This window comes from Acinetobacter sp. ACIN00229 (assembly GCF_016106645.1).
GTDB lineage: Bacteria > Pseudomonadota > Gammaproteobacteria > Pseudomonadales > Moraxellaceae > Acinetobacter > Acinetobacter oleivorans.
Genome location: NZ_JADWOM010000010.1, coordinates 25,952 through 39,632 on the forward strand (window position 1 = coordinate 25,952; position 13,681 = coordinate 39,632).

General features: G+C 35.0%; 10 protein-coding genes. 8 read left to right on the forward strand and 2 right to left on the reverse strand.

Annotated elements, in window-relative coordinates; all coding sequences use genetic code 11:
* Nucleotides 1-53: 53 nt before the first annotated feature.
* Nucleotides 54-788: a hypothetical protein gene (locus tag I7H67_RS10775; RefSeq protein WP_198307830.1), complete on the reverse strand. Its 735-nt coding sequence runs from the start codon at nt 786-788 to the stop codon at nt 54-56.
* Nucleotides 789-866: 78 nt separating this feature from the next.
* Nucleotides 867-1,511: a DUF805 domain-containing protein gene (locus I7H67_RS10780; protein WP_198307831.1), complete on the reverse strand. Its 645-nt coding sequence runs from the start codon at nt 1,509-1,511 to the stop codon at nt 867-869.
* A 918-nt stretch (nt 1,512-2,429) separates the two neighbouring features.
* Here I7H67_RS10780 and I7H67_RS10785 point away from each other — a divergent pair.
* From I7H67_RS10785 to I7H67_RS10820, 8 genes are all read left to right on the forward strand, one after another.
* Nucleotides 2,430-3,770: a hypothetical protein gene (locus I7H67_RS10785; RefSeq protein WP_198307832.1), complete on the forward strand. Its 1,341-nt coding sequence runs from the start codon at nt 2,430-2,432 to the stop codon at nt 3,768-3,770.
* Between the two features lie 242 nt (nt 3,771-4,012).
* The gene (locus I7H67_RS10790; protein ID WP_198307833.1) at nt 4,013-5,050 is read left to right on the forward strand and encodes a DUF932 domain-containing protein; all 1,038 of its coding nucleotides are present in this window, start codon (nt 4,013-4,015) and stop codon (nt 5,048-5,050) included.
* A gap of 92 nt (nt 5,051-5,142) precedes the next feature.
* Entirely contained in the window at nt 5,143-5,373 is a 231-nt protein-coding gene (locus I7H67_RS10795) for a helix-turn-helix transcriptional regulator (protein WP_198307834.1), read from the forward strand.
* Nucleotides 5,374-5,495: 122 nt separating this feature from the next.
* Entirely contained in the window at nt 5,496-7,052 is a 1,557-nt protein-coding gene (locus I7H67_RS10800; RefSeq protein WP_198307835.1) for a type I restriction-modification system subunit M, read from the forward strand.
* The gene (locus I7H67_RS10805) at nt 7,049-8,224 is read left to right on the forward strand and encodes a restriction endonuclease subunit S (protein WP_198307836.1); all 1,176 of its coding nucleotides are present in this window, start codon (nt 7,049-7,051) and stop codon (nt 8,222-8,224) included. The genes I7H67_RS10800 and I7H67_RS10805 overlap by 4 nt, the downstream gene beginning before the upstream one ends.
* 1 nt (nt 8,225) lies before the next feature.
* Nucleotides 8,226-9,353 carry an AAA family ATPase gene (locus I7H67_RS10810; RefSeq protein WP_198307837.1) on the forward strand — a complete coding sequence of 376 codons (1,128 nt, stop codon included), beginning with the start codon at nt 8,226-8,228 and terminating at the stop codon, nt 9,351-9,353.
* A complete protein-coding gene (locus tag I7H67_RS10815) occupies nt 9,346-12,450 on the forward strand; it encodes an HsdR family type I site-specific deoxyribonuclease (RefSeq protein ID WP_198307838.1) in 3,105 nt (1,034 codons plus the stop codon). Before I7H67_RS10810 ends, I7H67_RS10815 begins: the two co-directional genes overlap by 8 nt.
* 135 nt (nt 12,451-12,585) lie before the next feature.
* Nucleotides 12,586-13,680 carry an ATP-binding protein gene (locus tag I7H67_RS10820; protein ID WP_198307839.1) on the forward strand — a complete coding sequence of 365 codons (1,095 nt, stop codon included), beginning with the start codon at nt 12,586-12,588 and terminating at the stop codon, nt 13,678-13,680.
* Nucleotide 13,681 lies beyond the last annotated feature (1 nt).

Here is a 13,681-nt window from a genome sequence, read left to right on the forward strand (position 1 = left end):
TTCTCTACGGATATTCAGACATTAAGTTCATTTAAATTTTATTGAACCAATTGTTATGAGCCGAACTTCCAGTCTCCTTGATCTGTAGAAACGACAATCTCAATAATCTTTGCTCGACTACAATTGTTCGTATCTACGGACATTGTTTGCCCGAAGCCTAGTCGTCTTGGCGAAGTTATTTTTTGGTATAAAGGGCAATTACCACGATTGACCGTGACATTTGAAACAGATACATCATCTACAAGTGATTGAACCTTAATGATTGACATGAAAGAGTGATGTGGATTTTCTTCCACTACAACTTTTACAGGTGAGGTTTCTGGTACGTTGGAAGCTGTCTCATTTTGGTTTTGAGAATGATTGCCACGCTCAAGAATGTTAAAGCACTCGTCATTTAACGTAGATTCAATATCTTTGGTTTTCTTGTTCCATGAAAGTTGCTGGTTGTCACAGCCATAGACATCATCTGACTGATTGTCTAAGAATCGAATGCTCCATGTGTAAAGAAAAAGATCAGGAGATTGCTGGCGCAGGAATCTGACATTATCCACCGTAAAGGCTGTGTAACTGTCAGTAGATTTTTGATCAAGTAGGTACTGTAAAGTTTCTTTGCCATAGGTGGCAATGTCATTTTTGCCTTGTTCAATGAACTGTTGTGAATCAGTTGTATTGGCTTTAACTGCTTCAGTTTGAGCAGGATTTGAAGTGGCCTTGTCTGTCGATTCATTTTTGGTGCAGGCTTGCATTAAACAACTTACAAGCAAAGTAATAATGATTTTATTATTCATGATGATTCCTAAAACGTGTACTTCCATAAGCGCAGAAGTGATGGTTGTTATTGATGTGTCATGGAATGGCTTGATTACTTATGCTTTGGGTGATTCGCCATATTGATTTGCTGATGGATTACCTTCTTGGGCAGCCCAAAACAGCAGTAGTAGAACGCCTACAATGGGTACTAAGGCAATTAACATCCACCAACCTGAACGGTTAATGTCATGTAGCCGTCTTACATTGACCGCAATATTCGGAATCAATGTAATCAGCATGGCGAGTGTGGCTAAGTCTTCATTCATGAAGCTTAAAAGTAGGCTTAATAGCACACAGAATAGTTCGAAATACCAGAACTCACGTCGTCTTGCACGGCCTTTAAAATCTGCAAATTTCTTAAAGCAGGTAAATATGGCTTGTTGATAGTTGTCTTCACCTTGTTCCCATTTACTAAAAACTCCTGTGGTTTTATGTGAACTTTCGTGGGTAGTAGGAGAGGTGTATGAAGAGTTACTTTGAGCTGGTTTATTCATTGTCGCAGGAGTTGGGTTGGCTGCTATTTCAAGATAAACCCCTGTTGCTTGCCCCTCAGCATTGATTTCAAAATCAACTTCATAGCCACGGACAGGTGCTTGAGTTTCTTTCCACTCATTGCCTACAAAGTTATAGCGTTTGTGATCTTCGCCTGTAATGATTCCAGTATTGGTCTGGATTGAAAAATCAAGAATTCTACCTTTCATTGTTATGTCCTTGTTTTAGGTATTTAAGAAATTGATATAGAAGTGAAAGGTGCATTCACCTTGATTGGTTTAACCATCACTTCATGTCACAACACCAAACAGCTTTTATTTCTTGTCCAAGCTCTAGAAGAGAATTACTCTTACCCCACAAAACAAGAAGACTGGTAAGCTTCACAAGCTATTAAATCCCAACGCCTATAAGGTATAGAGAACATTTTCACAGGGCGTATTTATCCCTACTTCGTGAAGCATAAGCAGAATAAAAGTTGATTATGTTGGTGTATAAAAGTTTTGTTATTAGCCGAGTGGCTTACCTTTCAAGAGACAGGAGCGCAACGGTTTGCCATTGAATAGATCAGCAAAAGGAAGGAAAGATTTCTTAAAACAGGAATTGAAATTAGTCATGGTAACCACTCCTATATAGATAAGAAGTTCTACCAGACATGATTTAATGGTGGCAGAACGAAAGAGGGTTGACAGACCGGATTGGATTGACACCAGCACACTCGAAAGTGTCCCTCTCCCGTCCTACCGCTACGGGAGGAGACGAGATGTACCCTCAAAATTATCCCTCAGAAGGAATAACTCTGATGCAATCCAATAAAACGGCCTGTCAAAGCCGGCTGGCAATGTAGGCCAGCAGGGGAATGATAATCTGTGAAAAGGAAGGAGTCAATTTAGGTCAGGACTTATCTTTAGAGAAAATAAAAAATATTTCTGGAGCTTTTAATATCTGAATATACATGATTCTTTGTAAAAAATTTTTAATAACCATTATTAGGTTCAGAGCTAATTTATAATAGAAAAAAGTATTTGTTATTAGACCCATAAGGCTAAAAGCTTGTTTATTTTATTAAATAATAATTAATTATGATATAAAATTAATTAACAATTACCAAGAATTAAGATTGAGGGCTTATGACTGAATTAGTAGACAAGAATCATTCTAGTAATAAAGTAGCAGAGTTAAACTTTAATTCAGTCCAGTCAGTAGATTTGGAAAATAAAATAAAAGTAGATACAAAAAGCTTACCTCTATTCAATCAGCTTCTTCAATTTGCTCCTGAAATTGCTATAGCGAAAGAAATTTCTACTAATACATATATGCGAGTAATCGCTAATGGAAATTTAATTAATGCGAAAGACGGTAGTGGAAAACTTGGATTGGTACTAGGTGAAAAGGGAATAAACTCGCACGCGAGACTACTTGATCCTGAGCATTTGAAAAATCTGTTCACCGCTGGAGTTGCTTTTAAAGCAGTATCAATGGCAGTTGGTCAAGCACATTTAGCAGAAATATCCTCTCAATTAAAAAAAATGAATACTAAAGTTGCTGAAATTAAACAATTTTTAGATGATGAGCGGACTAGTAAAATTGCAGCAATAGACCATTATTTTGATGAATATTTTCTTTCAGCTAATAATTCATTTAACTTGTCATCTGTACGTAGAATTCAAATAGAGCAGGATAGTAGAGAAGTTGATGCGATCTTATTGCATTTAACAAAAGAAATTAAACATTCAATAAATGCATTGGAAAACTTTATTGATGATTCAATGTTTGGTAGCGATAAATGTTTTGAGGCTTTATCAAATAAGTTGGATTCACATTTAACCATTCTCGGGCAATGGTTCATGGTAGCTAGAGTTAAAGCTAAAGCGATACAAACTTTATTGCTTAGCAATGAATTTGATCTATTTAGCCAAAGAAAAAACGATTTTATAAATCAAATTAATAATCTTAATAAGTCTGAAATATCAGAATTGAGAGAAATTTGGATTAAAAGAATAAACTCTTTTGATGCAAAGTTTAGTTCTGACAAAGAATTAGCTTTAAAAAGAAACAAACTGAGAGCTAAATTAACTCTATTTTTAGAAAATATTAATGACTTCATTTCTTATATAAACTTAACAATAAATGACATGGACGGTAGTCATGATCAAGGTGAGGTTCTATTAGAAATAATTCATGGTGAAGTAGTTAATGCTTATTTACCTGAACCTAATTTAGAGTTGATGGCACAATTCAAAAATAGTTTTTTAAAGAATCTTGGTAAAAGTGATGATCAATTTGAGCTAGTTCCAGCTTCATTCAGTGACGATATTTTGGTTGAGAAAAAGGCAATTGAAGATTTAAAGGATGAACAAAGAAAAGAAGCAATTAAGAACTCTGTATCTGAGTCTTTAGAATCAACGAAAGAAATGGTAAATGATGTTGGTAATAAAATCGGTGGAGTATTAAAGAAGTTCAAATGGTAAATTGAGAAATGATTAATGAAGCCCTTTAAAAGCTAAAATCTTTCATCAGCATTTAAAGAGAATTTTTTAAAAAAGTTTGATAGATCTAAATAAATTTTAGTTATGTAACATCTATTTGAATCACCGTATTCGAAAGCAAATTAATACCTTTCTCACATCGGCCTGCTACTACAGCAGGCCTTTTTTATGCACGAAATCTGGATTGGAAAATATTCAAAACTATTCTCTATCAGGAAAACTGTATGGCACATTTAGTAGAAACAATGGCATTTGTTGGCGATACCCCGTGGCATCGATTAGGTAATTCACTCAGTCCAAATCAGCCGATAGAAGTATGGGCACAACAAGCAGGCATGGACTGGCGTATAGAGTCATCTAATGTCAGCTATATGGCAAAGAATGAGCGTGGGCAAAATATCCTTATGCCCTATGAAGAACAGCGTGTGTTATATCGCTCAGATACACACGCACCGTTATCCGTTGTAAGTCAACGTTTTCAAGAAGTACAGCCTAAAGAGATTTTAGAGTTTTATCGTGACCTGACTGAGCAATCGGGCTTTGAGCTGGAAACGGCGGGCGTACTCAAAGGTGGACGTAAATTTTGGGCATTGGCTCGTACAGGGCAATCGGCAGCACTGAAAGGCAAGGATGTCAGTAATGGCTATATTTTGTTGGCAACAGCATGTGATGGCACATTGGCAACCACGGCTCAATTTACCTCTATACGTGTGGTATGTAACAACACTTTGGCGATTGCTTTGAAAGGGCAGAACTCCAATGCAGGAGTCGTGAAAGTTCCACATAGTACCAAGTTTGATGCGGAGAAGATCAAGCAACAACTTGGTATTTCAGTGCGTGCATGGAATGAACACATGTATGAAATGAAACAACTCAGTCAACGTAAAGTTACTCAGAATGAAGCTGCTGCTTACTTCGATACGGTGTTTAATAACACGACGATGAGTGCTACAGATCAGGAGGAAAGTATTATTCAGTATTATCTTAAAGCAGCCTCTATGGATAAAAAATCAAACTCTAAATCTGAACCGAATGGACGAGCAATGTCTAAAGCTATGGAAATGTTTAACGGACAAGGGCGAGGAGCTGAGTTAGCTTCAGCTAAAGATACTGCTTATGGACTGCTTTGTTCAATAACCGAATTTGTAGATCATGAACGCCGTGCAATGAGTATTGACCACAGACTTGATTCGGCATGGTTCGGTGCAGGTGCAATGATGAAGCAACGTGGTTTAGAGCAAGCTTTACGATTGATTGCTTAAGGTCTTTAGCCTAAGGAGAGAGTGGTTTTTTACAGGAATGACCTATTGTTTGAGCGAAATGCGCTCGCTTCATTTATTAGGAGAAAAACATCATGAGTGCGTTCATAGGTCAAACTTTTCAGATGAACCAAATCATTAATATTAAGCATGTAGTTGAATTTACTGCTCTTAGTAAATCAAAAATCTACGAAATGATTAATAAGGATTCAAAATATTATGATCCTTCATTTCCTAAGCCTGTGCGATTAACAGAAATGCGTATTGGTTGGTCAGCTTGGGAAATTCATCAGTGGATTGAAACCAAATTGGAGCAGCGAAAGTAATGGGAGTTTTTGCTCCCTTATTTTTTGAGAAGGTACTCTAATTGCTCAGACCCCTTGTATATATACACTCACTATAGGTTAATATTCGTTTTAACTTTGATACTTATTTTTTTGGATTTAAAATGACCAGTACCCAACAACGTGCACTACTACAGCGCCAGATCTGGCAGATCGCCAACGAAGTCCGTGGCGCGGTTGATGGTTGGGATTTTAAACAATATGTACTAGGTACATTGTTCTACCGCTTCATCAGCGAAAACTTTGCTAATTATATTGAAGGCGGTGACGACAGCATCAAATATGCTGAGTTACCTGATAGTGTTATCACCGCAGAAATTAAAGATGATGCAATAAAAACAAAAGGCTATTTTATTGCTCCCAGTCAACTATTTAGTAATGTCGAAAAAAATGCAAATAACAATGAAAATCTAAATACAGATTTAGCAGCTATTTTTTCTGCTATTGAAAGCTCTGCAAATGGTTACCCATCTGAGAAAGATATCAAAGGTTTATTTGCTGACTTTGATACTACTAGTAACCGTTTAGGTAATACAGTTAAAGATAAAAATATACGTTTAGCTGCTGTACTTAAAGGTGTGGCTGAATTAGATTTTGGTAATGATTTTCAAGATAGCCAAATTGATTTGTTTGGTGATGCTTATGAGTTTTTGATCTCTAATTATGCCGCAAACGCGGGTAAATCAGGTGGTGAGTTCTTTACACCACAACATGTATCCAAATTGATTGCACAACTTGCGATGCATAAACAAACTAAAGTAAACAAAATTTATGACCCTGCTTGTGGTTCAGGTTCTTTACTTCTTCAAGCTAAGAAGCATTTTGACCAACATATTATTGAAGATGGTTTTTTTGGTCAAGAGATTAACCATACGACTTATAACCTAGCACGAATGAATATGTTTTTGCATAACATCAACTATGATAAGTTTAATATACAACTCGGTAATACTTTAACATCTCCGCACTTTGGTGATGATAAACCTTTTGATGCGATTGTCTCTAATCCACCTTACTCAGTGAAATGGATAGGTTCGGATGATCCAACTTTGATCAATGATGATCGCTTTGCTCCAGCGGGTATACTAGCACCTAAGTCAAAAGCAGATTTTGCTTTTGTGTTACATGCTTTAAGTTATCTTTCGAGTAAAGGTCGTGCAGCAATTGTATGCTTTCCTGGTATTTTTTACCGTGGTGGTGCTGAGCAAAAAATTCGTCAATATTTAGTTGATAATAACTATGTTGAAACAGTGATTTCACTTGCACCGAACTTGTTTTATGGCACAACTATTGCCGTGAATATTTTGGTGTTATCTAAACATAAAACTGATAATACAACTCAATTTATTGATGCTAGCAGATTATTTAAAAAAGAAACGAATAATAATATTTTGACCGACAAACATGTTGAACAGATCATGCAGGTGTTCGACAGCAAGGCGAATGTGGAGCATTTTGCCCAATCGGTATCTTTTGAGAAAATTGCTGCCAACGAATACAACCTGTCAGTCAGTAGTTACGTCGAAGCTAAGGACAACCGCGAAGTGGTGGATATTGCCAAACTTAATGCCGAGTTAAAAACTACCGTAGCAAGGATTGATCAACTTCGTAAAGAGATCGATTCAATTGTGGCGGAGATTGAAGGTGAGGAAGTAGCATGAGCTTTATAGAAAAGCTGTTAAGTGGAGTTGATGTTGAATGGAAAACTCTATGTGATGTAGCAACATTACGACGTGGCAGGGTTATGTCTAAAGAATATTTAGCTGATCATTCTGGCCAATATCCAGTATATAGTTCACAAACTACAAATGATGGTGAAATTGGTAAGATTGATACTTATGATTTTGATGGAGAATATATTACTTGGACAACTGATGGAGCGAATGCAGGTACCGTATTTTATCGAAAAGGTAAATTTTCAATTACTAATGTATGTGGTTCTATCAAAATTAATCAAGAAATTAAATTAGATCATAAGTATTTATTCTATTGGCTTACGATCGAATCGTATAAACATGTTTATTCGGGAATGGGAAATCCAAAATTGATGAGCCATCAGGTTGAAAAAATTCCTGTTCCTATCCCATGCCCAGATAACCCGAAAAAATCCCTTGAGATTCAAACGGAAATTGTTCGAATTTTAGATACTTTTAGCGCCATGACCACCGAGCTGACCGCCGAACTTAGCATAAGAAAAAAACAATACAACTATTATCGTGATCAGTTGTTGAGTTTTAAAGATGAAAAGTTTGAATGGAAAAAGTTGGAAGATGTGGCAGAGTACTCAAAAACACGGATTAGCTTTGAGTTGCTTGATAAAATGAATTATGTGGGTGTTGATAATCTCCTGCAAAATCGAGCAGGAAAAACAGAGTCAAATTACGTACCAACTTCAGGTAACTTAACTAGGTATAGTGAAGGCGATATTTTGATCGGAAATATTCGCCCCTATTTAAAAAAAATATGGCAAGCCGATCGAATTGGTGGAACAAACGGAGATGTGCTTGTGATCCGCTTAAAAGACGAAGCGGTAAATGCTCAATATCTTTATCAAATTTTAGCTGATGAGAGATTCTTCGAATACAACATGCAGTATGCCAAGGGCGCAAAAATGCCCCGAGGAAATAAAGATAAAATAATGGAATACCGCTTTCAAATTCCGAAAAATCTAGATGAACAAGCCCGTATTGTTTCAATTCTTGATAAATTTGAGAAATTAACAAATTCTCTTACCGAAGGCTTGCCTCGTGAGATTGAATTACGCCAAAAACAATATGAATATTATCGTGATTTGTTATACAGTTTTTCTAAGCCTGAAGAGGTAGAGGCTTAACATGGGTAAAACACTAACTGAGATAGCTCAACAACTCAAAGATTCTCAAAAAAAAGTACAATTGATTTATGCTTTTAATGGTACTGGAAAAACACGTCTATCACGTGAATTTAAAGAGCTGATTTCGCCGAAAGCTGATACTGAAGAAGCGCAACCTTATTCAGAATTAGGGCAAAAAAAGATTCTTTATTATAGTGCATTTACTGAAGATTTGTTTTATTGGAATAATGATTTAGCACTTGATACAGATCACACTCTAAAGATCCATTCAAACTCTTTTACTAAATGGGTGCTTGAAGAACAAGGACAAGATCAAAACATCACTGCAACTTTTCAGCACTATACGAATGAAAAATTAACACCACATTTTAATACGGATTTTTCTGAAGTTAGCTTTTCTTTCGAAAGGGGTAATGATCAACATGAGTCGAATATTAAAATATCAAGAGGTGAAGAAAGTAATTTTGTCTGGAGTATTTTTAACTCATTAATTGAGCTCTTGATTTCCGAATTAAATATTGTTGATGTAGCAGATCGATCTACAAATGTTTTTAATAATTTGGAATATATTTTTATAGATGATCCAGTGAGTTCTTTAGATGAAAATCATTTAATTGAACTAGCGGTGAACTTAGCAGCACTTATAAAATCAAGTCAGTCTCAAAGTCTTAAATTTATTATTTCAACACATAATCCACTGTTTTATAATGTAATTTATAATGAGTTAAAGCATAAAGAATGTTATATGCTGAGAAAATTCGATGATGGCAAATTTGATCTTGTTGATGCTTTCGGTGATTCTGATAAGAAATTTTCATACCATTTATATCTAAAGGAAACTATTGAGCAGGCAATCTTAGATAATAATGTTCAAAAATATCATTTCACTTTATTGCGTAATTTGTACGAAAAAACTGCAAATTTTTTAGGTTATCCTAAATGGTCTGATTTATTGCCTGATGATAAGCAAGCTTATTTAAGTCGTATCATTCAATTTACGAGTCATTCAACATTATCAAATTCAGTGGTCTCTGAACCAAGTGATGCAGAAAAGAACACGGTAGGATTGTTACTTAATCACTTAGTAAGCAATTATGGCTATTGGCAACAAGGGGAAACAAATGGTTAATAATACTAAACCCATCGTTGAATCAAACAATTTTATTGTTTTAGATAAATACAGCAAAGATTGGCAGGTAGTAGATAGCTACCAAAGTGAAAGCGATTTAGAGTGTGAACTGATTCAAGATTTAGTGAACCAAGGTTACGACTTTCAACCTGCATTAAACAATGCTAATGCAATGTTGGCTAATGTGCGTGTACAGTTGCAAACACTCAATAACGTACAATTTTCTGACGATGAATGGTCACGTTTTGTTGAAACTTATTTAGATAAACCAAGCGATAGTATTGTAGAAAAAACAAGAAAAATTCACGATGACTATATCCATGATTTTGTCTTTGACGATGGGCGTATTCAAAATATCTATTTATTAGACAAGAAAAATATTGCTCGAAATAAAGTACAGGTAATCAAACAATTTGAACAGAAAGGCAGTCATGCCAATCGTTACGATGTCACTATTTTGGTTAATGGCTTGCCTTTAGTACAGATTGAACTAAAAAAGCGTGGTATCGCGATACGTGAAGCCTTTAATCAGGTGCATCGTTACAGTAAAGAAAGCTTTAATAGCGAAAACTCCCTATATAAGTACTTACAGTTATTCGTCATTTCTAATGGTACAGATACACGATATTTTGCCAATACAACTGCACGTAATAAAAATACCTTTGATTTTACGATGAATTGGGCGAAGTCAGATAACAACCTAATCAAAGATTTAAAGGACTTTACAGCCACTTTTTTCCAAAGAAATACTCTGCTTAATGTATTGCTCAATTATTCTGTATTTGATGTAAGCGATACTTTACTCGTAATGCGCCCTTATCAGATTGCAGCGACTGAACGTATTTTATGGAAAATCAAAAGCTCGTTTGAAACTAAAAATTGGAGCAAGACTGAAAGTGGTGGCTTTATTTGGCATACCACAGGTTCAGGTAAAACCTTGACTAGCTTCAAAGCCGCGCGTTTGGCAACTGAGCTGGATTATATTGATAAAGTATTCTTTGTAGTAGATCGTAAAGATCTCGACTATCAGACTATGAAAGAGTATCAACGTTTTTCGCCTGATAGTGTTAATGGTTCTGACAGTACCGCAGGCTTAAAACGAAATTTAGATAAAGACGATAATAAAATTATTGTTACTACTATCCAAAAACTAAACAATTTGATGAAAACAGAAAGTGACTTGCCGATCTACAACAAACAAGTGGTGTTTATTTTTGATGAATGTCATCGTAGTCAGTTTGGTGAGGCACAGAAAAACTTAAAGAAAAAATTCAAAAAGTTTTATCAATTTGGTTTTACTGGCACTCCGATTTTTGCAGGAAAGAATGCCTTAGGTGCAGAAGATACGGCAAGTGTATTTGGTCGTGAATTACATTCGTATGTGATTACAGATGCAATTAGAGATGAGAAAGTATTAAAGTTTAAGGTGGACTATAATGATGTGCGTCCGCAATTTAAATCCATTGAAACTGAACAGGATGAGAAAAAGCTTAGTGCGTATGAAAATAAACAGGCTTTACTACATCCAGAACGTATTCGTGAGATTAGTCAGTACATCTTAAATAATTTTCGCCAAAAAACGCATCGTCTACAAGTGAGTAGTAAGGGCTTTAATGCCATGTTTGCGGTGAGTAGTGTTGATGCTGCAAAGCTGTATTATGAATCACTTAAAAAATTGCAGAAAAATACTGATAAGCCTTTAAAGATAGCGACTATTTTTTCATTTACTGCCAATGAGGAACAGGATGGTGTAGGTGATATTCAGGACGAAAGTTTTGATGTTTCAGCCATGAATAGCAGTGCTAAAGAGTTTTTAAGTTCGGCAATTGCAGACTATAACGCATTATTTAAAACCAACTTTAGTGTTGATAGTAAGGGTTTTCAAAACTATTACCGTGATCTTGCAAAGCAAGTGAAAGCAAAAGAAATTGATTTATTGATAGTGGTTGGTATGTTCTTAACAGGATTTGATGCCCCAACATTAAATACTTTATTTGTAGATAAAAATCTACGCTATCATGGGCTAATGCAGGCTTATTCACGTACTAATCGTATTTATGATGCGACTAAAACATTTGGTAATATTGTTACTTTTCGTGATTTAGAGCAAGCGACGATTAATGCTATTACTTTATTTGGTAATAGTAATACTAAGAATGTTGTGTTAGAAAAAAGCTATAAAGAATATATGGAGGGCTTTACCGATGTACTGACTGGTGAGGCACGACGTGGCTTTGTAGAGGTTGTGACGGAGTTGGAACAACGCTTTCCAAATCCTGATGAGATTTTTAAAGAATCAGATAAAAAAGCTTTTGCTAAATTATTTGGTGAATATTTACGTGTAGAAAATGTACTGCAAAACTACGATGAGTTTGCAAGTTTAAAAGAACTACAAACGGTGGATATGGATGATGCTGAGGCAGTTGAAGCATTTAAAAATAAGCATTATTTGAGTGATGAAGATTTAGTTAATTTGCAAACGATTCATATGCCAGCCGAGCGGAAAATCCAAGATTATCGCTCTAGCTACAATGATGTTCGTGATTGGTTGCGTAGAGAAAAATCGGCTGAACAAAAAGAGCAATCAACAATTGATTGGGATGATGTGGTTTTTGAAGTTGACTTATTGAAATCACAAGAGATTAATCTAGATTACATTTTAGAGCTAATTTTTGAAAATAATAAAAAAGTGAAAGATAAGGCAACCTTAGTTGAAGATATGCGACGAGTGATTCGTGCTAGCCTAGGCAATCGAGCTAAAGAAAGTTTAATCGTTGATTTTATTAATCAAACTGATCTGGATCAGATCGAGGATAAAGCGAGTTTGATTGATGCGTTCTTTACTTTTGCACAATCAGAACAACAGCGCGAAGTGCAGGAGTTAATAATTGATGAAAATTTGAATGAGGATGCAGCGAAACGCTACATTATGAACTCTTTGAAGAGAGAATTTGCCAGTGAAAATGGTACTGAGCTTAATGCAGTTCTGCCAAAAATGAGCCCATTAAATCCGCAGTACTTGACAAAGAAACAAAGTGTTTTTCAAAAAATTGCGATATTAGTTGAAAAATTTAAAGGTGTAGGTGGGAATATTTAAATTTCACATAGTTTTCTACTTAGTATCAAAATAAAAGATTCTGTAGATTGAAAATTCTACAGAATCTTTTATTATTAATAACTTATTTTTAATTGCAAGTTTTTTAAAGCAATAAATGAGTATGGAGTAAAAGGTTTGGATGATTTACAGAATTTAATTTTTAATGTTTTGTCAAAACATCCGAATTTAACGGGACGTGAGATTGCAAAAGAACTTGGTAAAGAGAAGCGTGAAATAAATTCATTTCTTGATAAGAATAAAGATAAATTTCATCAAGATGAAAATTTTAGATGGAGTAATTTAGAGCGAAACACAGTTATTATATTTCCATCAGGTTGGATCAATGCTGAAAAGTTTGAGAGTGTTCTAAAAGAACACTCTGATTTATTTAAATCTAAAAATACAGTTAAATTTGTATTTGAGAAAAAAACTAAATTTTTATTGGAATCAATAGCAAGATTTCTCGCATTATCTAATCAGCTTGTTAATAAAGGGATTAGAGTAATTATAGATCTCGGGAGCTGTAAAGATTCAATTGGATATTTAAATAGAGCTGGTTTCTTTGATCTATTACTAAATGAAATAAAAGTATTACCAGAAAAACCGGAGTCTTCAACTGCTGCTTTGTTTAAAGGAAATACATCCTCATTGGTAGAATTCGGTTCTATATCGCCAACTAGTAAAAATAAACATTTAATATTAAATCTTCATTCAAGCTTTGTTAGTAGAACTTCCAATGACTATGATTTAGCTGCTCTGACAATCTTTTCTGAGTTTATTGGTAATGTCAGTGAGCATAGTGAATCAAATTTGGATGGTTTCGCAGCTCTTCAAATTTATAAGCCAATGCATAGACCAAAACATATACAAACAGTCATTTCGGATAGTGGTCTTGGTGTGGTTAAAACATTAAGGCAAACATTAGAAAAAAACTATCCAAAGCTTCATTCAAAATTTCCAGATGATGGTGAAGACAGTGATATTGGTCTAGTCTTTGAAGTTTTTTCAAAAGGTAATATTACAAGGCATGGTAAGCAAAGTGGTAGAGGATTGGGGTTTAAGAGCAGTAGAGAGCAAGCAGCGAAATTTGATGCAGACCTAAGTATTCGTTTAGAAACATTTAATATTCAGTTAATGTACAGAGATGGTTTACTCGTAGATCATACGATTTCTAAAGGCTTAACCCTTGTGCAAGGTACCCATATATGCTTCGATTTTTTTATTGACTGAT